We start from the raw sequence: 26,171 nt of genomic DNA on the forward strand, positions 1-26,171 counted from the left end.
TATGCAAATGTGACAGACAAGCAAAAACACGCTGCGCGCATCGTTGCGCGCAGCAAAATTATCCCCTGGCTAATGAGTCGGGACCGGCTGGAAAAGCGGCTCAGGCGTCCTGCTCGGAGCCCAGATCGCGCTGATAATCCAGCCCTTCCTGGCGCGCGCCGCCCTGGTTGTGTTCCCCGTCAGGCGGGGCGTCCGGCGCGGCGCGGTTCTCGTGCGCCGGATCGGGCGTCGCTGGTTGATTGCCCGTGCCGCCGGCTGGGCGCTGATCGCGCTTCGAATGGCGCGCGGAGCGCCGCAATGCGGGATGTCTCATGATGGACGCCTCCAGGGAAGGCCGCTGCCCGAGCGTGGGGTCGATCGGGCCGCATCACATTAGTCTAGGCCGATGAACGTAATTTGCCGGTAAAAAGTTCGCCGGTTTTGTAACCGATACATCTGTCAGGCCCGGCAATTGCACTCGCTCGGCGGATGCCCCGCGAGCGGCCGTTACGGCATCCGTATTCATCGCGCGCCGGCTCGCAGCGCGGCGCCGGGGGCGCGTGTGCGGCGTCTGCGAAGGTTGCGGCGGCGGATCGCCGATGGGCGGCGTGTCGGGTTCGACGGGCTCGCGCGTCGGATCGGGCACCGTGTCCGGCTGATCCGGCTCGGGCGGCTGGCCGGGCTCGGGTGTCTCGGGCGTATCAGGCGTGGTGGGATCGGGGCGATGCGCGCGCAGATCGTGGACGGCGTCGTAATCCGGCATGTTGGACTCCCTGTTTCCGTTCGCTGTCGGCTGGCTTGTGCGATGCAACTGTCGAACTGAATTCAGCAAAGCCTGTGCCGTTCGGAAGCAGCCCGACGTAGCGGCGAGAATGACCGGCCCGACTGGTCGCGCTGGCTGACCAGCCTGATTGATCGCCGTGACCGACCGGTCCGCCCTTACGCGCCGCTCAGGCGTCCGCCTTGCCCAGCGCCTGAGGTTCGTCGTTGACATCGTCGCCGTCGGCGCGGCCGGCGTCGTTGCCGTACTCGACAAGCCGGTTGTACAGCGTCTTCAGGCTGATGCCGAGAATCTCCGCGGCGCGTGTCTTCACGCCGCTGCACTGCTCGAGCGTGGCGAGAATCAGCTGGCGGTCGGCTTCGGCCAGCGACGTGCCGAACGGTATCGTGATCGCCGTGCCCGCCGTCGGTTTCGACAGCGAAATCTGCAGCGGCACGGTGGCCGTGCTGTCCGAATCGGCGCTCGACATGATGTGTGCGCGCTGCACGTAATTCTTCAGCTCGCGCACGTTGCCCGGCCACGGATACGACAGCAACATCTCGCGCACGGCGGACGGAAAGTGCTTCTTCGTGCCGTGCTGCTCGTTGAGGTCGTCGAGGAACGATTGCGCGAGCAGCTCGACGTCCTTGCCGCGCTCGCGCAGCGGCGGCAGGCTGATCGGAAACACGTTGAGCCGGTGATACAGGTCGAGCCGCAGCTTGCCTTCCAGCACCGCCTGCTCCGGATCGCGGTTGGTCGCGGCGATCAGGCGCACATCCGTCTCGATCTCCTTCGTCGTGCCGACGCGCATGAACATGCCCGTCTCCAGCACGCGCAACAGCTTCACCTGCAACTCGATCGGCATTTCGGTGATTTCGTCGAGGAACAGCGTGCCGCCGTTCGCGCGCTCGAAATAGCCTTTGTGCTGCCGGTCCGCGCCCGTGAACGCACCGCGCTCGTGGCCGAACATCTCCGATTCGATCAGGTTCGGCGAGATCGCGCCGCAATTCACCGCGAGAAACGCATGCTTGCGGCGCAGGCTCAGCTGGTGCAGCGTCTGCGCGGCCACTTCCTTGCCCGTGCCCGATTCGCCGACGAGCATCACCGAGGCCGCCGTCGGCGCGACGCGGCTGATCTGGTCGTACACCTGCTGCATGACGGGCGAGTTGCCGAGCATCAGGCCGAAGCGGCCCATGCGGCGCAACTCGCCGCGCAGCGTGCCGATCTCGGCTTTCAGATCGCCGGCGCGCGGCAGGCGGCTCAGAATCGCCTTCACGCGCTGCATGTTGATCGGCTTCACCAGATAGTCGGCGGCGCCCATCTTCAGCGCGCTCACGGCCGATTCGACCGTCGCATGACCCGTGATCACGACGAACTCGACGCCCGAGCGCGGATCGAGATCCTCGAACAGATCGACCCCCGTCCCGTCGGGCAGCTTCAGGTCGGTGAATACGACATCGGGCATCTGCCGCACGAGCTGGATGCGCGCCTCGCGCAGATCGCCCGCCGTGGCCGTCGTCAGCCCGTCTTCCGCGATGATCGCCGCAAGCGCATCGCGGGTACTTAGATCGTCATCGACAATCAATACATGTGGCATCGCGTGTGAGAAGCTCGAAAGTACTGGTAGTGAACACGCGCAGGCTGCGTTCGCCAGAAAGTTGCGACGACGAAAACGCCCGCGCGCTGCGATTCCAGGCCTATGCCTGCGTCGCGACGCCGGACGCCTGAATCGGAAGCATTTTCCGACTTAACGCATCTGCGCAACAATTTCCGTAAATTTTGCCGTAAAACTCATATATTGTTGTTGTTTTTGACTATTATACGGCTTTATATCGAAAAAACATCGGCGTTGACCAACAGGCGCGCACCGCGCTCACGACGGGTCGCGGCCGTAGCGACAGCAGCATCATCCGCGCGGAAACGGCCATGCGTCGCCGCTCGCGCTGTGATCCGCGCCATTGCCGCCACGCAGATGCGCTGCGGGCGCCATTTGCGCGCCGGGCGGCTGCTCAGCCTCCGTCACCGAGCCGCCCTCGCCTTCCCAGCGCGTCAGATCGCGCGCCAGCGGCTGTTGCGCGTTGCGCTGCCGTTGCACCCAGCGCCAGGCCAGTACGCTGCCCACTGCGAACAAAGCGCCGAATATGCCGATTTTGGGTCGTGCCATCTTGAACTCCTCGTTGTCGTGAATGGGACTGGGCCATCAACGCGCCCGACAGCGTCCAGGAACGCCGATCACCGCGCCGCCAGCAAGCCGAGCGCGAAGCCGACGCCAGCCGCAATGCCGAGCGACTGCCACGGGTTCTGACGCACGTAGCGTTCGGTCTGAACCGTCGCGCTACGGTAGCGCCGCTGTGCCGAGGTCTGCGCATCGCCGAGCGCCGCCTGCAACGTATCGACGTGCGTGCGCAGCCGATCGCGCAAGGCATCGAGGCCCTCACCCGGAACGGTCGCCGCAAGCCGCAGCATTTCTTCCGAGTCGGTCAACAGCACCCTGAGATCTTCGACAATTTTTTGCCTGCCCAATGCCAGCTGCTCGGTTGTTTCCGTCATTGCAATCTCCTTTCCGGCGCGGGACCGGTCTGTCTCATTGGCCGACGGCCGGCTCCAGTGGAGGCGAGCGCCGCGCGCTGGAGACGTCTTTGCGCCGCCCCTTTGCGCGCGCGGCCACGCATCGCGCGCGTCGTCGGATCGACCTCCGGCGCCCGTCTATCCGCCCTCTCCGGTGTCTTGCAACGGCCATACCCGGCCACCTTTATGCGATCCACGCCTGCCCGCCGAGTTCCGCCTCGCCGCTGATTTCAAGATACATGCAAGCGGCGCGGAATACAGACAAAGTTGCCGGAAGCTCGCACGGCGGATGCAAGTTTTCCCGATATCTCACATCGATCGTACGTCAAAGTTTGCGCATTTCTAGCGAATGCCAAATTTGCAGACGCCTTGCCGGAAATGACATGCCAATGGTTAAATTGCCTTTTATGGGATAGTGATTCACTACCAGAGCAGTCCGCACACTCGATACTGGCCTGCGCCATTCAGACACTCACCCGAAATTGCACAGGACACCCTTGGTTATGACGTCAACCGATCTGGACTCGCCCGCTGCGGAAGCCGGTGGCAGCGCTCCCGCGCCACAGGGCAAGCAACGCACGGTGGAAGGCGTCCCCGGACTGAAGTCGTACGGCGTGCTGTACGGCTCGTCGCCGGTGATGCTGGATCTCTACGAGCAGATCGACCGCGTGGCCGCAACCGATGCGACCGCGCTCATCATCGGCGAATCGGGCACGGGCAAGGAGCTGATCGCCCGCACGATCCACGAGCACAGCGCGCGCAAGGACGGCGCGTTCGTCGCCGTCAACTGCGGCGCCATTCCCGACGAACTGATCGAAGCAGAACTGTTCGGCCACGAGAAAGGCAGCTTCACGGGCGCAGTGCAAGGCCGCGTTGGGTACTTCGAGCACGCGAACGGCGGCACGCTGTTCCTCGACGAAGTGACGGAAATGGCGCCCGTGCGCCAGGTCAAGCTGTTGCGCGCGCTGGAATCGGGCACGTTCTATCGCGTCGGCGGCACCGAGCTGATTCGCGGCGACGTGCGCGTGATCGCCGCGACCAATCGCGACCCCGCCGTCGCCGTGAAGGAAAACGGCCTGCGCGAGGACCTGATGTACCGGCTCGCCGTGTTTCCGCTGCGCGCGCCGCCGCTCCGGGAACGTGAAGGCGACCGCGAACTGCTCGCGATGCACTTCCTCGATGAACTCAATCGCCAGGAAGGCACGAACAAGGTCTTCAGCAAGCGGTCGATGGAAACGCTGCGCACGTGGTCATGGCCGGGCAACGTGCGCGAGCTGAAGAACGCCGTGTATCGCGCGTTCATCCTCGCCGAGAAGGCGGTCGAATTGCCGCATCCGCATTTGATGTCGCGCGTGAAGAAGCCCGTCACGCTCGGCGATTCGATGAGCGTGTGGATCGGCACGCCGCTCGCCGATGCGCAGAAGCAGATCATCCTCGGCACGCTCAAGTACTGCGGCGGCGACAAGCGGCGCGCGGCCAAGGCTCTCGGCGTGAGTCTCAAGACGCTGTACAACCGACTCAGCGCATACGGCGACGAAGATTCGAATCCCGACGAATCGTGACACGCAACGCGGCACGCAATGCATCGCGTGCCGCGCCACATTCGTGCGTTTCGTTGCACGCTCATCTATCGCGCCTGGCGGCATCGCCTGCCGCTCATTCACAGTCGATACTTACGACGCGCCGCGCATGTCCGCGCGTTAGCGGTGACGCTGCGCGGCCCGTCCGGGCATGCGGACTGCTAGCAAATCAATCAGAAAGACGGCGGCCCCGCAGCACCTTTTGCAATTGCTTGCACTTTCCCTATGCCAATTACAAAAGGCATCCTGCACAATGCCGCTGCATAAAAAAATCAGACGCAGTCCGTCCTTTGCGCCGGCGCGGTCCGCGCATCGAAGGCACGAGCAGGAGCAATGACCAAGAAATGCAAAAAGCCATGCACCGCAACGCGCACACGGCGCGGCCCGCAACGATGCGGCGTTCAATCTTTCCGGGCGCCACGCTGATTGCCACGCTGGCCGTCGCCGTCACGACGGCACTGAGCGGCTGCAGTTCGCTCTACTCGGAAGGCGCGACGGCGGGCGCCGGTATCGCGGGCGCGGCCATCGCCGGCAAAGTCACCAACAACGCAGCCGTCGCAACGGGCATCGGCCTTGGCGCCGTCGCGGCGGCGCGCGCGGGCGTCCAGTACTCCGAGCGCATCATCCACCGCAATACTCAGGACAGCATCGCAATCGCGGCGGGCCCGCTCGCGGTGGGCGCCGTCGCGCCGTGGAGCATCACGCATTCGGTGCCGCTCGAAGACGACGAGCACGGCCGCGTGACCGTGAGCCGCACGATCAGCATGGGCGAGCTCGACTGCAAGGAGATCGTGTTCTCCGTCGACAAGACGGCGACGAAGAACGTGCCCGCATCAAGCGCGTTCTATGTCGCGTCGATCTGCCGCGACGGCACTGCGTGGAAGTGGGCATCGGCCGAACCCGCGACGGAACGCTGGGGCTCGCTGCAATGAGCACGCGCTCGACACAAAGGCGGGCACTGGATCGGCTGCGCGCGACGGCGTCTGCACGGCTCGCGCTCGCCGGCGCGTTGTGCGTCGGCGCGCTGACGCTCATGAACGGCTGCAGCTCGACCTCCGTCGGCGCAGCGGCGGGCGCGGGAGCCGGCGCGGCGACCGGGCTCGTCACGGCAAATCCAGCCGTGGGCATTGGCGTCGGCATCGCTGTACAGGCGGCCACCGACGAAGCCGTCGCGCGGTACATGCGCGTCATGCATTCGGATCAGCAGAATGTGATCGCGGCGCTCGCGGGCGCGATGCCCGTCGGCGAAACGCGCGACTGGAGCGTCAAGCACACGCTGCCCATCGAGAACGGCCACGGCCAGGTGCGCGTGACGCGCGCATTCGCTTCGTCGCTCGCGATCTGCAAGGAATTCGTGTTCTCCGTCGTCGATGGCGACAAGCCCGACTCGAAAGTCTTCTGGTACACGGCTGCCGCATGCCAGCAGGACAACAACTACTGGAAGTGGGCATCGGCGGAACCCGCCGTCGAGCGTTGGGGCAATCTGCAGTGACGATCCGCTGACCCGTCCCGTCGCACGATATGACGCAGACACGTCGCATAAACACAAAGGGGAGCCACACGGCTCCCCTTCTGCATTTGTGCGCGCCCGAATCGCTTGGGGCGCAGATCCGCAACGCAAGATCAGGACTCGACGTCCTCGAGACTGAAGATTTCCGTCTGGTCGTTGTACGAGAAGATCTCGGCATAACGGCCCCAGTTGATGACGGCATCGAGCGTCTCTTCCGCCGCGCTGTCCGACAGGAAGTCTTCCAGCTCCTGCTCGAAGCGCACGCGCGGCGCGCGGTGTCCCGGCCGCTCGTTCAGCACCTTCTTGATCCGCGCCGCGAGCGGCACGTGGCGCAGCAGATGCTCGGCGAACATCATCTTGCGCTCCTGCGTGCCGAACTCTGCGAACACGCGCGCAGGCGGCGTCAGGAAAATATCGCCCTCGCGCACGTCGGCGAAGCCCAGGTGCTGCAACACTTCGGCGACCGGGAACAGGTCGTCCACTTCCAGATGCAGCGAGCGCGCGATTTCCGGCATGTCCGCGCGGCCGTGGTAAGGCGCGGCCGCCAGCATTTCGATCAGACCCGCCATCAGGTTGGTCGACACGTGTGGCAGCCAGCTGTGTAGCTCCAGCCCCTTCTTCGTCGTTTCATCCTTCTGGCGCGCGGTCATCTTCGCGTAAATATCGTCGACGAGGCGGCGGAACGCCGGGTCCAGACGATTGCGCGGATGCTTGAACGGCACCTTGATCTCGGCGATCACGCGGCCCGGATTCGACGACAGCACGAGAATGCGATCGCACATGAACACCGCTTCTTCGATGTTGTGCGTGACGATCAGCACCGACTTGATCGGCATGCGGCCCTGGGTCCACAGATCGAGCAGATCGGTACGCAGCGTCTCGGCCGTCAGCACGTCGAGCGCGGAGAACGGCTCGTCCATCAGCAGGAGCGTCGGATCGACGACCAGCGCGCGCGCAAAGCCGACGCGCTGGCGCATGCCGCCCGACAGCTCGCGCGGATACGCGTTCTCGAAGCCGTCGAGACCGATCAGGTCGATCGCGGCCAGCGCGCGCTCGCGGCGCTCGCGCGCGCCGACGCCCAGCGCTTCGAGACCCGCCTCCACGTTCTGCAGCACGGTGAGCCAAGGAAACAGCGCGAACGTCTGGAACACCATCGCGACGCCTTCGGCGGGGCCTTTGAGCGGCTTGCCCATATAGGTCACTTCGCCGTCCGTCGGCTCGATCAGCCCGGCGATGATGCGCAAGAGCGTCGACTTACCCGAGCCCGAACGACCGAGCAGACCGACGATCTCGCCTTCGCGCAGCGACAGGTTGGCGTCGTCGAGGACGAGCAGCTCGCCCTGCGTCTTGTTGAACCCGCGGCACACGTCCTTGACGCGCAGAATTTCTTCGCCGAGACGCGGCGGCATCGGCGGCGTCTGGATCGGCGTAGCGGTAACGGCTTTAGGGTTTTGCATCGCGTTTTGCCTTCAATGAATCTCAATCGAGCCGCAGACGGCTTTCGGCATAGGCATACAGCGGACGCCACAACACACGATTGAACAGGGACACGAACAGGGACATCACCGCGATGCCCAGAATGATCTTCGGATATTCGCCGGCGGCCGTGTACTGCGCGATATACGCGCCGAGACCATGCGCCGCGACTTTCGTATCACCCCACTGCACGGCTTCCGCGACGATGCTCGCATTCCACGCGCCACCCGAGGCCGTGATCGCACCCGTCACGTAGTACGGGAACACGCCCGGCAGCATCGCCTGGCGCCACCACTGCCAGCCGCGGATGCGGAAATTCTTCGCGGCTTCCTTATAGTCGTTCGGATAGGCGCTCGCGCCTGCAATCACGTTGAACAGGATATACCACTGCGTTCCGAGCACGATCAGCGGCGAGAGCCAGATGTCCGGGTTCAGATGGAATCTGACGATCGCGATCACGAACACCGGGAACAGCAGGTTCGCCGGAAACGCCGCAAGAAACTGCGCGAGCGGCTGGATCTTTTCGGCGAGCGCCGGACGCAGCCCGATCAGCACGCCGAGGGGCAGCCACACCACCGATGCGAGCGCGATCAGCAGCGTCACGCGCAACAGGGTGAAGAGGCCGAGCACCAACACATGGCCGACCTCGTCGAGCGTCACGCCCGTGCTCACATATTCGACGACGCGATATACGACATACAGCGTGACCACGACGACGATCACGGCCCACACGATGTCGCCGACCTTCGACGACTTCTCGCTCGCCGGCTTCACGAACTTCACGGGACGCACGCTCGGCCAGCGGATCGGAATGCGCGCGGCCCTCGCGAACATCCAGCCAATGGGCACGAGCAGACGGTGAATCAGCCGCGTGCGGCGGATCAGGTCGAGCAGCCACGACTCGGGTGCGTCGCCGGAACTCGTGGTCTCCATGCGGAACTTGTCGGTCCACGCAACGAGCGGACGAAACAGGAACTGGTCGTACGCGAGGATCACGACCGTCATCGTGAGGATCACCCAGCCGATCGCGTGCAGGTTCCGTTCGGAGATCGCCTGCGCCAGGTATGAACCGACACCCGGCAACGTGATCGTGTGATTGCCGACCGTGATCGCTTCCGACGCGACGACGAAAAACCAGCCACCCGACATCGACATCATCATGTTCCAGATGAGGCCCGGCATCGAGAACGGCACTTCGAGCTTCCAGAAGCGCTGCCACGACGTCAGATGGAAGCCCTTCGACACTTCGTCCAGATCGCGCGGCACCGTGCGCAGCGACTGATAGAAGCTGAAGGTCATGTTCCACGCCTGGCTCGTGAAGATCGCGAAGATCGCCGCCAGTTCGGCGCCCAGCACGCGCGACGGAAAGAGCGCGAGGAAGAACGTCACCGTGAACGAGATGTAGCCGAGCACGGGCACCGACTGCAGGATGTCGAGAATCGGCACCAGCACCTGGCCCGCGCGGCGGCTCTTCGCGGCGAGCGTGCCGTAGACCAGCGTGAAGACGAGCGATGCGACCATCGCAGCGAGCATGCGCAGCGTCGTGCGCAACGCGTACTCGGGCAGGTTCGACGGATCGAGCGAGATCGGCTTCGCCTCGAGCGTCGAGATGGGCGCCATCGTCTGATGGAAGCCGATGGCCGCCATCGCGATCACGCAGATGATCAACGGAAATGCAATGAAGTCCCAGCGGTTGGGCAGCACGCGCCACGCCGACGCGTTGGCGGTACGGTTCAGGGTGAAGCCGAACACATCCATCAGGCGGCCCTCCCGTCGTGCGGGAGCGCGAGCTTGCCGCAAGCCATCATGGCTACGCCCGCGGGGCGCGCGGCGCGGCGGTCCGAGTTTCGATCCGGAAAGCGGAAATCAGGCATGACAAAACGCTAATGCGCGGTAGATCGTTGGCGTTGAATACGCATTGGCCGGCAACGCAGACGTTGCGCGGCGCCCCGTGCCGGCCTGCGCACACGGCCGGCGCAATCGGTTGCGCGGGTCGCCGCCGGCAGAACGGCGAGCTTTCCTCGTTTTGGACGGCACGACACTACTACAACCTGTGTGACAGAAACAACCGTTGACATTCAAATGTCACGCTGAATGGTTCTCAGAATGCATCTGTAAGCAGCGAACCGCGCGCGGGGCCGCCCGCCAATGCTCGCGAACCGTCGCGCGCGAGCCACATTGGAATCGCGCCGTGCTATTCAGAAAGTCCCTTCCCAGGCCGTTAAAGACCACACGGGACTTTCAAGCGAGCAAATCCTGACTGGCGCCTCGCCGCGCGACGGTTAAAATCTGGAAGCGGCGTATCCAGCAGGCTGCCAGCAACGAGGACGGCGGACCGGCGCATCTATCCTGGGTCCGTGCGGCGCACGAGAAGATCGACAGGAACGGCCCAGCGCCGGCGCGTTGCAACGAAAGGCTTTGTTGCATGAATCAGTCAGACGGATCAGAGGGTCGATGAAAAGGACAATCTTGCGCCAGGCATCGGGACCGGCCAGTTTCATACTGGTCGTGATCGCATGCTGGTTCGCATCCGGCCTGGTCGCGGACCGGATGGTACAGCAAGAACTGGATGCCGCCTTGCGCCAGCAGCGGCAGATGTCCGGCTCGATCGTCTACAACATGGCCGAAGTGATCGCGAGCGACCTGGCGATGTCGCGGGCCATACCTGCCACGATGGCCGAACTCGGCGTGATCCAGCAGGCGCTGACGCACTCGCAGAATTATGCCGTTTCGGGCGTCGACGGGGAACCCGCTCATCGGGAAGAACTGCTGAAATCGCCCGAGCTGGCGGGCATCGACGGCTTTCTGCGCGACGCTCAGGGCTTCTCCGGCCTCGACATCATCTGGCTCGTCAACGCGAACGGACTATGCGTCGCCTCGAGCAACGCGCAGAACGCGCAGTCGTTCGTCGGCATCGACATGCGCTCGCGCAGCTATCTGACCAACGCGCTGCTCGGCGCCTTCGGCGAAGCGTACGGCGTGGGCCGCGCGAGCGGCGAGCCAGGCATCTTCATTTCCGCGCCCGTCTACGACGACGGCCTGCTGGTCGGCGCGATCGTCGCGAAGGTCGGCATCGCGCGGCTGCGTCACTGGGTCGCGCACGCGGGCACCTTCGTCACCGACGACAACGGCGTGATCATCATGGCGCACAACGCCGCGCTCGAAGGCCAGGCGATGCCGAACTCGCGCGTCACTCAGATGCGCGAGGCCGAACGCATGAGCACCTATCACCGCGACGAGTTCCAGCCCGTGCAGATCAGGGCCGTCAAGGGCCAGGTGCGCCGCGATGCGCCGTGGGTCCCGCCCGAGATCGCCGAGCAGCTGTTCGACATGCCCGGCCAGCCGATCCCGACGCTCTACCAGTCGCGCGAAGGATTGAACTCGGGGCTCTCCGCGCATCTCGTCGATCCCCTCGCCGCGTGGCCCGAACTGATGCGCAACCACAAGCGCGATCACATGCTCGTGTTCCTCACGCTCGCGGGCACGGTCGCGCTGGCCTGGGTGATCACCGTGTCGTATCTGCGCGAGCGGCGCCACCATCGCGCGACGCGCGTGCTTGCCGAGCAGTTGCAGTCGGCCAATACGCTGCTGTCCGCCGAGGCCCGCCACGATGCGCTGACGGGTGCGCTGTCGCGGCGCTATTTCCTCGACCTGCTGCGCCATGAGATCGACCGCGCGCATGCGGCGGGCGAGCCTCTTTGCATGGCGATCGCCGACCTCGATCACTTCAAGCAGATCAACGACCGCTTCGGCCACGCGGCGGGCGATCGCGCGCTCGAACATTTCGTCGATACGTGCCGCAGCGAGTTGCGCGGCAGCGATGCAATCGGGCGGCTGGGCGGTGAGGAGTTCGGCATCCTGCTGCCCGCGACGGCGCTCGGCGCGGGGCTCGAAGTAGTCGAGCGTCTGCGCATGAGGCTCAAGTCGATGCCGTCGACGAAGCTGCCTCCATCGGTGGGCTTGAGCGTGAGTATCGGCATCACGGAGCTGTCGCAGGAGGACTTGCCAGAGCGCATCGTCAGCCGCGCCGACCAGGCGCTCTATACGGCGAAGCAGGGCGGCCGCGATCGCAGCGAAGCCGTTCCGCCCGACGACACCGCGCCGCCCACGCGCGCATCCGCCAGCGTCTGGTGATCATCTGAAATACGCGGTCGGGCACGCGCGTGGCATTCGCGGGCGATGCAGCCCGCATCGCTCGTGTCGAAGCCGCCGGGCAAGCGAAGCGCAAGCAGGTATCATCGACTTTCGAACGAAGGTTGTGATCACCGCTGTACGCTCCCCCGGAGGTTCGCATGAAGGGAAATCTGGTCATCGTCTGCCGCGATCAGGACGCAGACGCTTTCGATCATCTGCTTGCAGAGTACGGCGCATTTCAGACGCGCCTGTCGTCGACCGCGTGGTATCTGAAACTGGAAGTGGCGCCGGAAGTGATCCAGGAAGAAATCCTGGCGCGTCTTGGCAAGTACACGACGCACTACATCTTCGAGGCGGACACGGTCACGTGGAATACCGTCGACAGCGAAGCGGCCGCCGCGCTCAACTCGCTCTTCACCGAATAGGCGGGGTCCTCTCGCCTCGTGTGCAGCACGTGTGAAAGGGAATGACGGGCGTCACTGCCCGTCGATACACGTCAAGCTCCGCCGATCCTTCTCACCCCGCGCAGCAGATCACCAGGCACTTTCCGAGGTCGCCGCCGCGCGCGACTCCGATTCGAGCGGGAACGTCATCTGCACGCGCAGCCCTCGCCCGCCGTTGGTTGCGGCGTCGTTGTTGCCGATCTGCCATTCGCCGCCCGCGCGCCGCACGAGACGCTCGACGATCGCGAGCCCCAGGCCGCTATGGCCGTTGCCGCCGCGCGCGGGATCGAGCCGCACGAACGGACGGCTTGCGTTGATCAGGTCCTGCGCGGCAATGCCGTTGCCGTTGTCGCTGATGGTCAGCGTGAAGCCGCGCGGCGTGCGCGCCGTGGAAACGACGACGGGCGGCGCGCCATACGCATGCGCGTTGTCGAGCAGATTCGAGAGGATGCGGTCGAGCGTCGCGGCGGGCAGCATGAAACCGGGACCGGCGCGCAAATCCGTTTGCACCGTCGGCGCGCCCGACGATACCGCGCGATAGCTGCGCACCACGCGCTCGCACTGCGCGTCCACTTCGACGGGCTCGCTGCGGTCCGCGCCGTCATGTGCGAACACCAGGAACTGCTCGACGATATGCGTCATCGAATCGACGTCGCGCACGACGCCGTCGCGCATCTTCGGTTCGTCCATCATTTCCGCGCGCAGACGCAGACGCGCAAGCGGCGTCTTCAGATCATGCGCGACGCCCGCGAGCATCACCGCGCGGTCGTGCTCCGTGCGCTCGACTTCCTGGACCATCTGATTGAAGCCGTGCGTCAGCTGGCGCAGTTCGCGCGGCCCGCGTTCGCGCAACGGCGGCACGGGCAGGCCGCGCCCGAAGCGCGCGACAGCCTGCGCGAGCGAGCGCAGTGGCTGCTGCAACTGCCACGCCGCGAAGAGCGCCGCCATCACGCCCGCCGAGAAAATGATGCCGAGCCACAGCACCATCCGGTCGAGCGGCCTCGGCGGCCGCAGCGGCTGCACGGGCACGACGATCCAGCTCGCGTCGTTCGCCGAGCGCACCCATAACGTGGGCGGCTTGCCGGGCGCGCCGATGCGCACCTGCGTCGAAGTCGGCATGCGGTCGCGCACGTCGTCGAGGAAACGGTTGAGCGGCGTGGGCAGGTTCGGCGCATCGGGCGGCACGTCGCTGCTGGCGGGATCGACGAGACGCACGCGCGACGGCAGCGGCTGGTCGGGCTCGCGCCTCACGTGATCGCGCACGGCATCGACCAGGAACACCGCTTCTTCGACGGCATAACGTGTCTGCAACTGGTTGCGCTCGAAACGCACCAGCAGATACCACGCGAAATGCGACAGCAGCAGCACGCAGACGACCAGCAGCGCCAGCCTTCCGAACAGCGAATCAATTGGACGACGCATGTTGCTCGCCATCGGGGACGAACACATATCCGCGCCCGCGCACGGTCTGGATGAAGCGCGGCACGGACGGATCGGTTTCGAGGATGCGGCGCAAACGCCACACCTGCACGTCGATGCCGCGGTCGGTGCCGTCGTATTCGGGACCGTGCAGCAGTTCGAGCAGGCGCTCGCGGGTGAGCGTGCGCATCGGGTGATTGACGAAGATCTTCAGCAGCGCGAACTCGCTGCCGGACAGCGTGAGCGGCTTGCCTTCCTGATGCAGCGTGCGCGACTGGAAATCGAGCGTGAAGCGGCCGAACGAAAAAGGCTCGCGCTGCTCGGGCGCGGCCGCCGACGGCTGCGTCTTGCGGCGTCGCAACACCGCCTGCACGCGAGCGAGCAGCTCGCGCGGATTGAACGGCTTGCCGAGGTAATCGTCCGCGCCGAGTTCCAGGCCGACGATACGGTCCACGTCGTCGGCGCGCGCCGTGAGCATGATGACGGGGATATCGTCGCCCGATGCGCGCAGCTTGCGCAGCGCCGTCAGCCCGTCGACGCCGGGCATCATCAGGTCGAGCACGATCAGGTCGGGACGTTCGCGCTCTATGCGGCGTTCCAGCGAACTGGCGTCGTGCAGCACCGAAACCTCGATGCCTTGCCGGGCCAGGTAATCGCGCAGCAGGTCGCGCAGTTCGACGTCGTCATCGACGACAAGAATTTGAGTAGCCATGGCTTGAAGTGTAACGCGCGCCCCGACGGCTATTCGACCCACCTGGCCCCCTAAAGGGTTACGGGGTGTTACCGCGAAAGGCACACGTAATGTCGCGTAACTTCCGCAAGGATACGCGTAACACGCCCCTCGTTCGATCCCTCTACGCTGTGCCTTACCGGATGCACGCCCGTCCATCTTCGAGACAGGCGGCATCGTCGGCTAGTCATCAAGGAGCACTGTAATGTCCAAAAAAACATCACGCTTTCTCGCCGTTGCCGCTGCATCGCTCGCACTGAGTCTCGGGTCCGCGTTCGCCGCGCAGCCCCACGATGGCCCCGGCGGTCCCGGCGGCATGGGTCCTGGCGGTCCCGGCTGGCATCACGGCCACTTCATGAAGGAGCTGAACCAGCTGCACGGGCAGCTCAAGCTGAACGCGGATCAGGAAAAGCAATGGCAAGCCGCGCTCGACACGATGAAGCAAAGCCATGAAGCGGAACGCGCGAACCACGAGCAGATGCGTCAGCAGTTCAAGCAGATGCAGCAACAGCCGATCCTCGACCTGAACGCAATGCACGCCGCGCATCAGCAGATCGAGCAGAAGGACGCGCAACTGCGCGAGCAGACGGCGACGGCGTGGCTCAACTTCTACAACGGCCTGAACGACCAGCAGAAGACCACCGTCAGCACCACGCTCAAGCAGCACTTCGCGAAGATGGAGCAGCGTCACGAGAAGATGCGCGAGCGTTGGGAAAAGCATCGCGGCGACGCGGCGGCTTCGGCGGTGAAGCCGTAAGCGTCGATCGTTCGTGACGCGTCGTGCAGGGCGGCGCGGTCGGTCGCTCTTGTCTTACGCGGAGCACCGAGCGCTACACGTAAAAGAAAAACGCCATGGGAACCACATCCCGTGGCGTTTCTCATGGATGGTCCGGCGAAAGCGCGAATGACAGCTTCGACTGCTATCGGCTTAACGCAACTGGCCCAGATCGAAGAGCAGCACCTCCGCGCCCTCGCCGTTCTCGAGCGTGATCGCGGACGCATCGGTGATCATCGCAGCGTCGCCGGCCTTCAGCGTTTCGCCGTTCACCGTCAGCGTGCCGCGCGCGATGTGCACATACGCCTGGCGCCCCGCCGCGAGCGCATGCTCGGCGCGCTCCACGCCGTCGAAAAGACCCGCGTGGATCGACGCGTCGGCGTGAATCGTCACCGAACCGTCGCGCCCATCCGGCGACACGACGACGCGCAGACGGCCGCGCTTGTCAAGATCGCTAAAGCGCTTTTCCTCGTAGCCCGGTTGATCGCCCGCGCGCTTCGGGATGATCCAGATCTGCAGCAGATGCAGCAGCTCTTCCCGCGACGCGTTGAACTCGCTGTGCATCACGCCCGTGCCGGCGCTCATGCGCTGCACGTCGCCGGGACGGATCGTCGAGCCGTTGCCCATGCTGTCGCGATGCGACAGCGCACCGTCCAGCACATACGTGACGATTTCCATATCGCGATGCCCATGCGTGCCGAAGCCCTGCCCGCCCGCGATGCGATCCTCGTTGATCACGCGCAGCGGGCCGAAGTGCATATGCTCGGGATCGTGGTAATCGGCAAACGAGAAGCTGTGCTTCGAATCCAGCCAGCCGTGGTTGGCGTGGCCCCGTTCGTCGGAGCGGCGAATCGTGATCATGTGACTCTCCCGTGAAAAATGGCGATGACGGGAATGTATGGGCCGCGCGCGCCCGGAACAATCGCCGCCACTGCACCGGATCGTTCCGCAAATGACGGCAATGGCAACGGCCGCGCAATGCTCGCCGCATCGGCCGCGACGACGTCCGCAGACGTGCCGCGATATCGCGCCGCGCACGCATGTCTCTGGCGGCAAAGGGCTTTTCCCGCACGGCTGCCGCACGATTGCTACTGGCACCACGCCCGGCTTCGGGTAAAATACCGCGCTTTTTGGAAAGGGTCGACGCGCGTGCCGCGTCCGGACGGATCGCCGCTCAAAGCGCGCGCCGCCGGACAGTAACGGGAGCACGCCTCGCGGCCGCCCAGGTGGGGAAAAGGCCGGCAGGCAGCGGGCCTCTTGGGCCAATGGACCGGCGGCAAAGCCGGTCAATTCGCCCCGAATCCGGGCAGCATAATTTTGTCCGCCTAGAATGGCGACGGCCGGCCACCAGCGGGCGGTCGCCGGCGCGGGACGGCACCGCGGCGATCGGGAAGTCAGGAGAAACATGAAGAAGCTCGCACTGTGCGTAGCGCTCGCAGTCATGGCCACGGGGGCCATGGCAAAAGAATGGAAAACCGTGCGCATCGGGGTCGACGCCAGTTATCCGCCGTTCGAATCAATGGCGCCGAACGGCCAGATGGTCGGTTTCGACGTCGATCTGACGAAGGCGCTGTGCGCGAAGATGAACGTCAAGTGCGTGTGGATTCCGCAGGATTTCGACGGCATCATCCCCGCGCTGAAGGGCAAGAAGTTCGACATCATCGTGTCGTCGCTGACCGTCACCGACAAGCGCCGCGAGCAGATCGACTTCTCCGACAAGCTGTTCGACGCGCCCGCGCGCATGATCGCGAAGGCGGGCTCGCCGCTTCTGCCGACGGCCGATTCGCTGAAGGGCAAGCACGTCGGCGTCGAGCAGGGCACGACACAGGAAGCGTACGCGAAGGCGTACTGGGAGCCCAAGGGCGTGACGATCGTGCCGTACCAGAACCAGGATCAGGTGTACGCCGATCTCACGACGGGGCGTCTTGATGCCTCGCTTCAGGATGAACTGCAAGCCGATGCCGGCTTTCTGAAGACGCCGCGCGGCAAGGGCTTCGCTTGGGCCGGCCCGGAAGTGAAGGACCCGAAGACGATCGGCGAAGGCACGGCAATCGGCGTGCGCAAGGAAGACGGCGAGCTGAAGGCGAAGCTCAACAAGGCGCTCGCCGACATCCATCAGGACGGCACGTTCAAGCGGCTCGAGAAGCAGTACTTCGACGTCGATATTTATCAGAGCCACTAGGCTTCGATGGGCGGCCGGCTGCGCCGGCGTCGCGCAGCAAAGGCTCGGGACAGGCCCGGATGGGCCCGTCGCCGGGCTTCGTAATACAGTCGCACGCAAAGCAGCAAACAAGCAGCAGCAAACAGGCAGTAGCACACAAGCTGGAAAACGCGCTGCCGGCCGGCAACGGCCAGGCAGTCATGATTCGCACAGCGGCATGCTGTGCGCCGCACGGGAGACATCGAAGGCGATACCGCATCGGCCTTCGCGCGACCCGCCGCAGCGCACGCGTTCCGCGTCTTTCGCGGCGCGCGGGAGCGTCGTCAAGGACTCACTATGCTCTTTCAAGGCTACGGCCCGCTCATCTTTGCCGGCACGGTGCAGACCGTCAAGCTGGCGATCCTGTCGCTTGCGCTGGCGTTCCTGCTCGGTCTGCTCGGCGCGGCAGCGAAGCTGTCGAAGAACCGTCTGTCGTACGGCGTCGGCACTATCTACACAACACTCGTGCGCGGCGTCCCCGATCTCGTGCTGATGCTGCTGCTCTTCTACAGCATCCAGATCTGGCTGAACAATCTCACCGACATGCTCGGCTGGGACCAGATCGACATCGATCCGTTCGTCGCCGGCGTCGCCGTGCTCGGCTTCATCTACGGCGCGTATTTCACGGAGACCTTCCGCGGCGCGTTCCTCGCGGTGCCGCGCGGCCAGCTCGAAGCGGGCGCCGCGTACGGCATGACGGCCTGGCAGGTGTTCGCACGGATCATGTTCCCGCAGATGATGCGCTTCGCGCTGCCCGGCATCGGCAACAACTGGCAGGTGATGGTCAAGGCGACGGCGCTCGTATCGATCATCGGCCTCGCCGATGTCGTCAAGGCATCGCAGGATGCCGGCAAAGGCACGCTGCGTTTCTTCTTCTTCACGCTGATGGCGGGCGCGATCTATCTGGTGATCACGACGGTGTCCAACTTCGTGCTGATGTACCTCGAAAAACGCTACTCGACTGGCGTGCGCAAGGCGGAACTATGATCGAGCTGATCCAGGAATACTGGCGCAACTATCTTTTCACCGACGGCTACCGCTTCACGGGCGTCGTCATCACGTTGTGGCTCCTCGTCGTGTCGATCGGCCTGGGCTTCTGTCTGTCGATACCGCTCGCCGTCGCGCGCGTGTCGAAGAAGAAATGGCTCGCGGGCGCGGTGTGGCTGTATACGTATATCTTCCGCGGCACGCCGTTGTACGTGCAACTGCTGCTCTGCTATACGGGCCTCTACAGCCTCGAAATCATTCGCTCGAACGCGCTGACCAACGCGTTCTTTCGCGACGGCATGCATTGCACGCTGCTCGCATTTACGCTGAACACCTGCGCGTACACGACGGAGATTTTCGCGGGCGCGATCAAGGCGACGCCTTACGGCGAAATCGAAGCCGCGCGCGCCTATGGCATGTCGCAGTTCACACTGTATCGCCGCGTGATCCTGCCGTCGGCGCTGCGCCGCGCGTTGCCGTACTACAGCAACGAAGTGATCCTGATGCTGCACGCGACAACCGTCGCCTTCACCGCGACCGTGCCCGATATCCTGAAGATCGCGCGCGACGTCAACTCGGCGACCTACCGCTCGTTCGACGCCTTCGGCATCGCCGCCCTGCTCTATCTGATCATCTCTTTTGCGCTCGTCTGGCTCTTCCGCCGCGCGGAGCGCCGCTGGCTCGCTTATCTGCGCCCGCAAGGCAAGTAAGTACGGCGAATAAGCAAGTCAAGGAACCCGATGAACACTCAAGCCACACAGCAAATGCTTTTCGTCGACAACCTGCACAAGCAGTACGGCGACAATGAAGTTCTCAAGGGCGTCACGCTGCGCGCGAATCGCGGCGACGTGATCAGCGTGATCGGTTCGTCCGGCTCGGGCAAGAGCACGATGCTCCGCTGCATCAACTTCCTGGAGCAGCCGAACGCCGGGCGCATCTTCGTCGACGGCCAGGAGATCCGCACGCAGAAGGACAAGCACGGCGCACTGCGCGTGTCGGACCAGAAGCAGTTGCAACGGATGCGCACGAAACTGTCGATGGTGTTCCAGCACTTCAACCTGTGGACGCACATGACGGTGCTCGAAAACATCATCGAAGCGCCGCTGCATGTGCTGGGCATGTCGCGCAAGGATGCCGAGGAACGCGCTCGCACGTATCTGGAGAAAGTGGGCCTCGCGCCGCGCGTCGAGAAGCAGTATCCGTCGCATCTGTCGGGCGGCCAGCAGCAACGCGTGGCGATCGCCCGCGCGCTGACGATGAACCCCGACGTGATGCTGTTCGACGAGCCCACTTCCGCGCTCGATCCCGAGCTGGTCGGCGAAGTGCTGAAGGTCATGCAGACGCTCGCCGAGGAAGGCCGTACGATGATCGTCGTCACGCACGAGATGGCATTCGCGCGCAACGTGTCGAATCACGTGATGTTCCTGCATCAGGGACGCGTCGAAGAGGAAGGCCATCCCGACGAAGTGTTCAGGAACACGAAGAGTGACCGCCTCAAGCAGTTCCTGTCGGGCAGTCTGAAATAGTTCTGCGATGTAGTTTATGTAGTATTACAGGGCGCTTACCGGGCGCCCTTTTTATTGCCCCTCGCGACGCCTCCCATCCCTCCTGCGTCGCATCAAAGCTTCGGCATCCCAACATCTGCGCCGCCAACGGTCCAGAACGCCTCTACTCCGGACGATTTAACGCGTCAATAGTGGCAATCCTTGACACACCTCATTAACGACCTTGCTTCCCTTGTCGGACAAGGCTTGCAGCCCCATTCGAAGCCCTCCGCGCGCCACTTGTCCCACAGTGGTATTGCAATTTAGAGACATCTTTACCGAGCATCGCTAATTTATTCGCCAACCGAGGGGTATTTTGCTAAATTAGTAACGAAAGTAGCAAAACAAAGTTCAAGAAAAGTAGTTTCACTTCAAAACGAACGTACAGGAGATACCGGTCGCGAGAAAGATCGGCGTGACGATCAGACAGCCTCGAAGCTGCATCGACAGAACAACCGATCACCCGCCCATCTCCCTGAAAGGGATTCCTGCTCGGCGCCGCTGGCGTCCGGGCACCACTCGCAGTACTGGCTTTACTTTTTGACAGGGTATGGAGGAGAAGATGAAGAAAGCTTTGGCTGCCGCAGCGCTGCTGACTTTCGGCGTTGCAGCACACGCACAGAGCAGCGTGACGCTGTACGGGCGTCTGGACGCTGGTCTGGAGTACATGTCGGGTGTGCCGACGAACCCGAACGCAGCGGGTGTCGCGCAGAGCAGCACGCACCGTTTCCGCGCAGAGAGCGGCGACTGGGGTACCAGCCTGTGGGGCTTGAAGGGCGCTGAAGATCTGGGCGGCGGCACCAAGGCCGTGTTCCAGTTGGAAGGCTCGTTCAACACGATGACGGGCGCAGGCCCCGGCGGCGGCGGTCTCTTCAATCGCTGGGCGACGGTCGGCTTCGCTAACAACCAGTACGGTACGTTCACGATGGGCCGCATGCTGTTCATCTCGAACGGCGTGTGGGACTTCGATCCGTTCGGTCAGTCGAACTGGTCGTCGGCATCGCTGGTGCGTGGCCGCAACTGGCCGCAATCGAGCAACAACGTTGCTTACCAGTCGCCGAAGATCGCAGGCTTTGACTTCTACGGTCAATACGCGCTGTCGAATGCGACGAACTGGAACGGTAACGGCACGACGCCGCAAGGCCGTGAAGCCGGTGCGCAGATCACCTACACCTCGTCGCTGTTCCAGGTTCGCGGTCTGTACGACGAAATCCGCAACCCGGGCAACGGTCTGTTGTACGGCCCGCAAACGGGTCTGATCAACACGGCTAACGTAGCAGGCGGCGTGTTCTCGGCATCGCGCGAATATTCGGCCCTCGTGAACGTGTTCCTCGGCCAGTTCAAGGTTCAGGCTGCCTACCAGGCTATCCGCACGTCGGGTGCAACGGGCGTTCTGCCGGGCCAGCCCACCACGCTCGATCACGAATGGGGTGGCGTGACGTGGCAGGCAACGCCGGCAGCGGCACTGATAGCAGCCGTCTACCACGTGAACGGCAACAACGGTGCTGGCAACGCGACGATCTACACGATTGGCGGCTCGTACAACCTGTCGAAGCGCACGCTGCTGGACATCCAGATTGCAACGGTCCAGAACAGCAAAGCGGCTAACTACGGCCTGAACGCGAACAACGCGGGTACGGCAGTCGCAACCGACAACCCGCTGCCGGGTCACAGCCAGTCGGGCGTGTATGCAGGTATCCAGCACTCGTTCTAATCGAACGGTGCACACAGAAAAGCTTTAAGGAAACAGTTTTCACGCTGCTGCGAGAGGCGCGTATCGGTGCGATGTCCGAAAGGGTGTCGCACCTTTTTTTATTTTTGTGCGGACGGCGCATTTCAAAGCCGAAGCTAAAGCACTTCGCTCGTGCATCCAGGCACCGGCGCAGTGCAACGCCGGCGCGTGTTCCAACGCGATACGCGACCACACCGAAGCGTGACGCGCAAGAGACGGCTTACACGGCCGCTTCGTTCTCCTCACCCGTGCGAATGCGGATCACGCGCTCGACATCCGCGACAAAGATCTTGCCGTCGCCGATCTTGCCCGTGCGCGCCGCGCCGATGATCGCATCGATCACCTGATCGGTCTGGTTGTTCGCGACCACGACTTCGATCTTCACTTTCGGCAGAAAATCGACTACGTATTCGGCACCGCGATAGAGCTCGGTGTGTCCTTTCTGACGGCCGAAGCCTTTGACCTCGGTGACGGTCAGCCCCGTCAGGCCGACTTCGGCAAGCGCTTCGCGGACTTCGTCGAGCTTGAACGGTTTGATGATAGCGGTGATGCGTTTCATGGCAGGCCTCGTCTCGGTTCGAAAAAGGAAGGTTCAGATGCCTAGATTCTACGCCGCGCTGCACACGTTGCCAGCATGGGTACGACGCCGCGCGCAGCGGCCCGCACGCGGCGGCAGATAAGGACGGATTTCAGGCGGCTTTATCCGGAACCGTTGCAAGATCATCGGTCCAGACAGTCGCCTCCGAATCGCTCGGCGCGCGCCAGTCGCCGCGCGGTGACAGCGATCCGCCCGAGCCCACCTTCGGCGCGTTCGGCACGCAGCTCCGCTTGAACTGGCTCGTCTTGAAGAAACGCCACAAAAAGATGCCGAGATTGCGCTTGATCGCGGCGAGGTCGTACTCGTTGCGCGCAACGTGCGCGCCTTCCGGCCAGCCGCCCTTCTCCTTGTCGCGCCATGCGTGCAGCGCGAGGTACGCGACCTTCGAAGGCGCGAAGCCGTAGCGCAGGATGTAGTAGAGGTTGAAGTCCTGCAACTCGTAGGGCCCGATGAACGACTCGGTCTTCTGCTCGATCGCCCCCGCCGCCTTGCCGGGCACGAGTTCCGGGCTGATCTCGGTGGCGAGGATGTTGAGTAGCGTACCCGAGCCGCTCTTGCCGATCGCGCCCGTCTCCGCGACCCAGCGCACGAGATGCGTGATCAGCGTCTTCGGCACGCTCGCGTTCACGCTGTAGTGCGACATGTGATCGCCGACGCCATACGTGCACCAGCCGAGTGCCAGCTCGCTCAGATCGCCCGTGCCGATCACGATGCCGTTGTGGAAATTGGCGAGGCGGAACAGATGGTTCGTGCGCTCGCCCGCCTGCACGTTCTCGAATGTGATGTCGTACTTCGCCTCGCCCGCCGAATACGGATGGCCGAGGTCCTTCAGCATCTGCTCGCAGCTCGGCCGGATGTCGATTTCCATCGACGTGCAGCCGACCACTTCCATCAGCTCGCGCGCCTGCTTCAGCGTGCGCTCGCTGGTCGCAAAGCCCGGCATCGTCACGCCGATGATGTTCGTGCGCGGCAGCTTCAGACGATCCATTGCCTTCGCGCAGACGAGCAGCGCATGCGTCGAGTCGAGTCCGCCCGACACGCCGATCACGACCTTCTGGATGCGCGACGCCGACAGCCGCTGCACGAGCGCCTGTACCTGGATGTTATAGACCTCGTTGCAGCGTTCGTCGCGGCGGCGCGTATCGGCGGGCACGTACGGGAACCGCTCGACCTTGCGCTCGATCGGCAATGCGCGCGACGTATCGTGATCGATCGCGAAGCGCACGATCCGGAACTTCGCCACTTCTTCCTTGTGACGCTGCACCGACATGCCGAAGGTCGTCTGCCGCATGCGTTCGTGCGAAAGCCGTTCAAGATCGACGTCCGCGAAGATCAGGTGCGAGTCGTCGAGAAAACGCTCGGACTCGGCGAGCATCTCGCCGTTTTCGCAGACCAACGCCTGGCCGTCCCACGCCATGTCCGTCGACGATTCGCCGCGCCCCGCCGACGTGTACAGATACGCCGCGAGACAGCGCGCCGACTGCTGGCCGACGAGCTGATGCCGGTAGCCCGACTTGCCGACCACGATGTTCGACGCCGACAGGTTCACGAGCACCGTCGCGCCCGCGAGCGCCGCGAACGACGACGGCGGAATGGGCACCCACACGTCCTCGCAGATTTCGACGTGAAAGCGGAAGTCGGGCACATCCGTCAGTTCGAACAGCAGCGACGCGCCGAACGGCACGCGCTCGCCGAGCAGCTCGATCTCGCGCGCGACGGCGCTGTCGGCGGGCGTGTACTGGCGCGCTTCGTAAAACTCACCGTAGTTCGGCAGATAGCTCTTCGGCACCGCACCCAATACAGCGCCGCGCGCGACGACCACCGCGCAGTTGAACAGGCTGTGGTCAACCTGCAGCGGCATGCCGACGATCAGCGCGGCGGACAGCTTCTTCGACGCATCGACGATCTTTGCCAGCGCTGTCTTGCATGCATCGAGCAGCGCGCCCTGATGAAAGAGATCGTCGCAGGTGTAGGCAGGCAGGCCGAGTTCCGGAAACGCGACGAGCGCCGCGCCTTTCGCTGCGGCTTCGCGCGCGAGCTTGAGCGTCTCGTCGGCGTTGAAGGCGGGGTCGGCCACCCGGCAGCGCGGCACGCCGACCGCGACGCGCGCAAAGCGATGCGAATACAGGTTAAAGAAATTGCCTTTCATGTCAGAGATTCCTTCGGGCGCGTGGGTCGGCCAATTGAACGGTTCGAATGGATAGAACGGATCGGACCGATCGGACGACAAAGCGGTCACGCGACGGCTGCTATCGAACAGCGTAGATGATAAGCGGTAAGCGCATTCCAGGTCTCGATCCTGTACACGCGCAGGCCTTCACACAATCGCCGCGCCCGCCGCAGACGCCACGCTGCGCACTCCGCGCACGCATTTGCATTAACATGGCCGTTCGTCGCGCCGCGCTGGAGTTAGCGCCTTGCCATCGAATCGTCGTTGCATCGAGGTTGCATCGAGGCGAACGGGTCCCGCGCGCGCAGCACCCGCATATCGGCGTCCCCGAGTCCTGTCGGGTCGCGAGCCCACGCGAGCACGCCAACACAGTATCGCCAACGGTCGAACAGATTGAACCAGGAACGTTTTGATTACCGCGCGGGCATTCTCGCTTCGCCGCTCGAAGTGGATGCCGCCGAGTGGAACGCGCTGCTCAGCCAGCAGGCGCAACCGACGCCTTTCTTGCGCCACGAATTCCTCAGCGCGCTGCACGCGACGCAATGCGCCGTCGCCGATACGGGCTGGGCGCCGCAGTTCGTCACGCTGACCGATCCGCGCACGGGCAAGCTGGCCGCGGCCACGCCCGTCTACGCAAAAGGCCACTCGTACGGAGAGTATGTGTTCGACTGGGCATGGGCGGACGCGTACAAGCGCAACGGCCTGCCCTACTATCCGAAACTGCTGTGCGCGGTGCCCTTCACGCCCGTGCAGGGCACGCGCCTGATCGCCGCCGACGAACACGCGCTGCGCCATCTCGCCGCCACGCTGATCGCGTTCGCCGAGCAGGCCGACGTATCGTCGCTGCACGTGCTCTTCCCGACCGAGACGGAAGCGCAGGTGCTGACGGACCTCGGCATGATGCAGCGCGAAGGCGTGCAGTTCCACTGGATCAACGAAGGCTACCGCGATTTCGACGAGTTCCTGTCGACGCTCGAACAGAAGAAGCGCAAGAACATCCGCGCCGAACGCCGCAAGGTGCGCGACGCGGGCATCACGTTTCGCCGCGTGCCGGGCGAAGACATCAGCGATGCCGAATGGCGCTTCTTCAGCAAGTGCTATCGGCAGACGTACCGCGAGCACTTTTCGAGTCCGTATCTGAATCTCGACTTCTTCCGGATGATCGGCGCGTCGATGCCCGAGAACCTGATGCTGGTGATCGCCGAATACGAAGGCAAGCCGATTGCGAGCTCGCTCGTCGTCTATCAGCGCGACGGCGCGAACGCGGGCGGCACGCTCTACGGGCGCTACTGGGGCGCGCTCGAACACGTGCCCTGCCTGCACTTCGAGACCGCGTACTATCAGCCGCTCGAATTCTGCATCGAGCAGAAGCTCGGCGTGTTCGAAGGTGGCGCACAGGGCGAACACAAGATGGCGCGCGGCTTCATGCCGACCGTCACGCGCTCGGCGCACTGGCTCGCGCATCCGGCGTTCTCGGATGCCGTCGCGCGGTTTCTCGACAGCGAAAAGAATCACATCCACGCGTACGTCGACGAACTGCGCGAACACAACCCGTTCAAGGACTAG

General features: G+C 64.0%; 23 protein-coding genes and 1 pseudogene. 12 read left to right on the forward strand and 12 right to left on the reverse strand.

The genetic code is table 11. From position 1 onward, the window contains the following. Positions 1-100: 100 nt before the first annotated feature. The 5 genes and pseudogenes from BMW76_RS07635 to BMW76_RS07655 all read right to left on the reverse strand — a co-directional run bounded on the left by BMW76_RS07635 (position 101) and on the right by BMW76_RS07655 (position 3,289). A complete protein-coding gene (locus BMW76_RS07635) occupies positions 101-313 on the reverse strand; it encodes a hypothetical protein (RefSeq protein ID WP_090864548.1) in 213 nt (70 codons plus the stop codon). Positions 314-529: 216 nt separating this feature from the next. Further along, positions 530-742: pseudogene (locus BMW76_RS07640) on the reverse strand (hypothetical protein); the annotation flags it as partial. Positions 743-929: 187 nt separating this feature from the next. Next, positions 930-2,336, reverse strand: coding sequence for a sigma-54-dependent transcriptional regulator (locus BMW76_RS07645; protein ID WP_090864549.1), 1,407 nt, complete (start codon positions 2,334-2,336; stop codon positions 930-932). A gap of 309 nt (positions 2,337-2,645) precedes the next feature. Further along, the gene (locus BMW76_RS07650; RefSeq protein ID WP_090864550.1) at positions 2,646-2,903 is read right to left on the reverse strand and encodes a hypothetical protein; all 258 of its coding nucleotides are present in this window, start codon (positions 2,901-2,903) and stop codon (positions 2,646-2,648) included. 68 nt (positions 2,904-2,971) lie between these two features. After that, a complete protein-coding gene (locus BMW76_RS07655) occupies positions 2,972-3,289 on the reverse strand; it encodes a DUF883 family protein (protein WP_090864551.1) in 318 nt (105 codons plus the stop codon). A 521-nt stretch (positions 3,290-3,810) separates the two neighbouring features. On the opposite strand from BMW76_RS07655, the gene BMW76_RS07660 reads away from it, so the two are divergent. The 3 genes from BMW76_RS07660 to BMW76_RS07670 all read left to right on the forward strand — a co-directional run bounded on the left by BMW76_RS07660 (position 3,811) and on the right by BMW76_RS07670 (position 6,379). Continuing rightward, complete coding sequence (locus BMW76_RS07660; protein ID WP_090864552.1) at positions 3,811-4,869, forward strand: sigma-54 interaction domain-containing protein; 1,059 nt, start codon at positions 3,811-3,813, stop codon at positions 4,867-4,869. 362 nt (positions 4,870-5,231) lie between these two features. Then, positions 5,232-5,819 (forward strand): hypothetical protein, encoded by a 588-nt coding sequence (locus tag BMW76_RS07665; protein ID WP_407668903.1) that lies wholly within the window; start codon positions 5,232-5,234, stop codon positions 5,817-5,819. After that, positions 5,816-6,379 carry a hypothetical protein gene (locus tag BMW76_RS07670; protein WP_090864553.1) on the forward strand — a complete coding sequence of 188 codons (564 nt, stop codon included), beginning with the start codon at positions 5,816-5,818 and terminating at the stop codon, positions 6,377-6,379. Before BMW76_RS07665 ends, BMW76_RS07670 begins: the two co-directional genes overlap by 4 nt. Before the next feature lie 131 nt (positions 6,380-6,510). Here BMW76_RS07670 and BMW76_RS07675 read toward each other — a convergent pair whose 3' ends face one another. Together BMW76_RS07675 and BMW76_RS07680 are read right to left on the reverse strand one after the other, a co-directional pair. Next, positions 6,511-7,854, reverse strand: a complete 1,344-nt coding sequence (locus BMW76_RS07675; protein ID WP_087734456.1) for an ABC transporter ATP-binding protein — start codon at positions 7,852-7,854, stop codon at positions 6,511-6,513. A gap of 22 nt (positions 7,855-7,876) precedes the next feature. Further along, a complete protein-coding gene (locus BMW76_RS07680; RefSeq protein WP_090864554.1) occupies positions 7,877-9,631 on the reverse strand; it encodes an ABC transporter permease in 1,755 nt (584 codons plus the stop codon). A 696-nt stretch (positions 9,632-10,327) separates the two neighbouring features. Here BMW76_RS07680 and BMW76_RS07685 point away from each other — a divergent pair. Together BMW76_RS07685 and BMW76_RS07690 are read left to right on the forward strand one after the other, a co-directional pair. Then, positions 10,328-12,007 carry a sensor domain-containing diguanylate cyclase gene (locus BMW76_RS07685; protein WP_090864555.1) on the forward strand — a complete coding sequence of 560 codons (1,680 nt, stop codon included), beginning with the start codon at positions 10,328-10,330 and terminating at the stop codon, positions 12,005-12,007. Positions 12,008-12,165: 158 nt separating this feature from the next. Next, entirely contained in the window at positions 12,166-12,432 is a 267-nt protein-coding gene (locus tag BMW76_RS07690) for a double-stranded DNA-specific endonuclease (RefSeq protein ID WP_087734453.1), read from the forward strand. A 108-nt stretch (positions 12,433-12,540) separates the two neighbouring features. On the opposite strand, the gene BMW76_RS07695 is transcribed toward BMW76_RS07690, so the two are convergent. Both BMW76_RS07695 and BMW76_RS07700 read right to left on the reverse strand, forming a co-directional pair. Further along, on the reverse strand, positions 12,541-13,872 hold the full coding sequence (locus tag BMW76_RS07695; RefSeq protein ID WP_090864556.1) for an ATP-binding protein: 1,332 nt from the start codon (positions 13,870-13,872) through the stop codon (positions 12,541-12,543). After that, positions 13,856-14,581, reverse strand: coding sequence for a response regulator (locus BMW76_RS07700; protein ID WP_087734452.1), 726 nt, complete (start codon positions 14,579-14,581; stop codon positions 13,856-13,858). The genes BMW76_RS07695 and BMW76_RS07700 overlap by 17 nt, the downstream gene beginning before the upstream one ends. A 223-nt stretch (positions 14,582-14,804) precedes the next feature. On the opposite strand from BMW76_RS07700, the gene BMW76_RS07705 reads away from it, so the two are divergent. After that, positions 14,805-15,356 carry a periplasmic heavy metal sensor gene (locus tag BMW76_RS07705; RefSeq protein WP_090864557.1) on the forward strand — a complete coding sequence of 184 codons (552 nt, stop codon included), beginning with the start codon at positions 14,805-14,807 and terminating at the stop codon, positions 15,354-15,356. Positions 15,357-15,527: 171 nt separating this feature from the next. Here the strand turns inward: BMW76_RS07705 and BMW76_RS07710 are convergent, their stop codons facing one another. Then, positions 15,528-16,235 carry a pirin family protein gene (locus BMW76_RS07710; protein ID WP_090864558.1) on the reverse strand — a complete coding sequence of 236 codons (708 nt, stop codon included), beginning with the start codon at positions 16,233-16,235 and terminating at the stop codon, positions 15,528-15,530. 544 nt (positions 16,236-16,779) lie between these two features. Here BMW76_RS07710 and BMW76_RS07720 point away from each other — a divergent pair. The 5 genes from BMW76_RS07720 to BMW76_RS07740 all read left to right on the forward strand — a co-directional run bounded on the left by BMW76_RS07720 (position 16,780) and on the right by BMW76_RS07740 (position 21,819). Continuing rightward, positions 16,780-17,556 carry an ABC transporter substrate-binding protein gene (locus tag BMW76_RS07720; protein WP_090864560.1) on the forward strand — a complete coding sequence of 259 codons (777 nt, stop codon included), beginning with the start codon at positions 16,780-16,782 and terminating at the stop codon, positions 17,554-17,556. A 315-nt stretch (positions 17,557-17,871) separates the two neighbouring features. Further along, complete coding sequence (locus BMW76_RS07725; protein WP_090864666.1) at positions 17,872-18,561, forward strand: ABC transporter permease; 690 nt, start codon at positions 17,872-17,874, stop codon at positions 18,559-18,561. Beyond that, positions 18,558-19,271, forward strand: a complete 714-nt coding sequence (locus BMW76_RS07730; protein ID WP_090864561.1) for an ABC transporter permease — start codon at positions 18,558-18,560, stop codon at positions 19,269-19,271. Before BMW76_RS07725 ends, BMW76_RS07730 begins: the two co-directional genes overlap by 4 nt. Positions 19,272-19,301: 30 nt before the next feature. Continuing rightward, the gene (locus tag BMW76_RS07735) at positions 19,302-20,087 is read left to right on the forward strand and encodes an ABC transporter ATP-binding protein (protein WP_090864562.1); all 786 of its coding nucleotides are present in this window, start codon (positions 19,302-19,304) and stop codon (positions 20,085-20,087) included. A gap of 580 nt (positions 20,088-20,667) precedes the next feature. Then, a complete protein-coding gene (locus tag BMW76_RS07740; protein WP_090864667.1) occupies positions 20,668-21,819 on the forward strand; it encodes a porin in 1,152 nt (383 codons plus the stop codon). A 238-nt stretch (positions 21,820-22,057) separates the two neighbouring features. On the opposite strand, the gene BMW76_RS07745 is transcribed toward BMW76_RS07740, so the two are convergent. Both BMW76_RS07745 and BMW76_RS07750 read right to left on the reverse strand, forming a co-directional pair. Further along, entirely contained in the window at positions 22,058-22,396 is a 339-nt protein-coding gene (locus BMW76_RS07745; protein ID WP_087734445.1) for a P-II family nitrogen regulator, read from the reverse strand. A gap of 130 nt (positions 22,397-22,526) precedes the next feature. Then, entirely contained in the window at positions 22,527-24,584 is a 2,058-nt protein-coding gene (locus tag BMW76_RS07750; RefSeq protein ID WP_090864668.1) for an NAD(+) synthase, read from the reverse strand. A 414-nt stretch (positions 24,585-24,998) separates the two neighbouring features. On the opposite strand from BMW76_RS07750, the gene BMW76_RS07755 reads away from it, so the two are divergent. Beyond that, positions 24,999-26,171, forward strand: a complete 1,173-nt coding sequence (locus BMW76_RS07755) for a GNAT family N-acetyltransferase (protein ID WP_090864563.1) — start codon at positions 24,999-25,001, stop codon at positions 26,169-26,171.

Source organism: Paraburkholderia diazotrophica (genome assembly GCF_900108945.1).
GTDB lineage: Bacteria > Pseudomonadota > Gammaproteobacteria > Burkholderiales > Burkholderiaceae > Paraburkholderia > Paraburkholderia diazotrophica.

Excerpts from the sequence above, each read along its gene's own strand:
- BMW76_RS07705 (WP_090864557.1), top strand. The coding sequence starts at position 14,805 with ATGTCCAAAAAAACATCACGCTTTCTCGCCGTTGCCGCTGCATCGCTC.
- BMW76_RS07690 (WP_087734453.1), top strand. The coding sequence starts at position 12,166 with ATGAAGGGAAATCTGGTCATCGTCTGCCGCGATCAGGACGCAGACGCT.
- BMW76_RS07645 (WP_090864549.1), bottom strand. The coding sequence starts at position 2,336 with ATGCCACATGTATTGATTGTCGATGACGATCTAAGTACCCGCGATGCG.
- BMW76_RS07670 (WP_090864553.1), top strand. The coding sequence starts at position 5,816 with ATGAGCACGCGCTCGACACAAAGGCGGGCACTGGATCGGCTGCGCGCG.
- BMW76_RS07680 (WP_090864554.1), bottom strand. The coding sequence starts at position 9,631 with ATGGATGTGTTCGGCTTCACCCTGAACCGTACCGCCAACGCGTCGGCG.
- BMW76_RS07735 (WP_090864562.1), top strand. The coding sequence starts at position 19,302 with ATGAACACTCAAGCCACACAGCAAATGCTTTTCGTCGACAACCTGCAC.
- BMW76_RS07700 (WP_087734452.1), bottom strand. The coding sequence starts at position 14,581 with ATGGCTACTCAAATTCTTGTCGTCGATGACGACGTCGAACTGCGCGAC.
- BMW76_RS07655 (WP_090864551.1), bottom strand. The coding sequence starts at position 3,289 with ATGACGGAAACAACCGAGCAGCTGGCATTGGGCAGGCAAAAAATTGTC.
- BMW76_RS07695 (WP_090864556.1), bottom strand. The coding sequence starts at position 13,872 with ATGCGTCGTCCAATTGATTCGCTGTTCGGAAGGCTGGCGCTGCTGGTC.
- BMW76_RS07710 (WP_090864558.1), bottom strand. The coding sequence starts at position 16,235 with ATGATCACGATTCGCCGCTCCGACGAACGGGGCCACGCCAACCACGGC.
- BMW76_RS07745 (WP_087734445.1), bottom strand. The coding sequence starts at position 22,396 with ATGAAACGCATCACCGCTATCATCAAACCGTTCAAGCTCGACGAAGTC.
- BMW76_RS07650 (WP_090864550.1), bottom strand. The coding sequence starts at position 2,903 with ATGGCACGACCCAAAATCGGCATATTCGGCGCTTTGTTCGCAGTGGGC.
- BMW76_RS07730 (WP_090864561.1), top strand. The coding sequence starts at position 18,558 with ATGATCGAGCTGATCCAGGAATACTGGCGCAACTATCTTTTCACCGAC.
- BMW76_RS07750 (WP_090864668.1), bottom strand. The coding sequence starts at position 24,584 with ATGAAAGGCAATTTCTTTAACCTGTATTCGCATCGCTTTGCGCGCGTC.
- BMW76_RS07635 (WP_090864548.1), bottom strand. The coding sequence starts at position 313 with ATGAGACATCCCGCATTGCGGCGCTCCGCGCGCCATTCGAAGCGCGAT.
- BMW76_RS07675 (WP_087734456.1), bottom strand. The coding sequence starts at position 7,854 with ATGCAAAACCCTAAAGCCGTTACCGCTACGCCGATCCAGACGCCGCCG.
- BMW76_RS07740 (WP_090864667.1), top strand. The coding sequence starts at position 20,668 with ATGAAGAAAGCTTTGGCTGCCGCAGCGCTGCTGACTTTCGGCGTTGCA.
- BMW76_RS07685 (WP_090864555.1), top strand. The coding sequence starts at position 10,328 with ATGAAAAGGACAATCTTGCGCCAGGCATCGGGACCGGCCAGTTTCATA.
- BMW76_RS07725 (WP_090864666.1), top strand. The coding sequence starts at position 17,872 with ATGCTCTTTCAAGGCTACGGCCCGCTCATCTTTGCCGGCACGGTGCAG.
- BMW76_RS07720 (WP_090864560.1), top strand. The coding sequence starts at position 16,780 with ATGAAGAAGCTCGCACTGTGCGTAGCGCTCGCAGTCATGGCCACGGGG.
- BMW76_RS07660 (WP_090864552.1), top strand. The coding sequence starts at position 3,811 with ATGACGTCAACCGATCTGGACTCGCCCGCTGCGGAAGCCGGTGGCAGC.
- BMW76_RS07665 (WP_407668903.1), top strand. The coding sequence starts at position 5,232 with ATGCAAAAAGCCATGCACCGCAACGCGCACACGGCGCGGCCCGCAACG.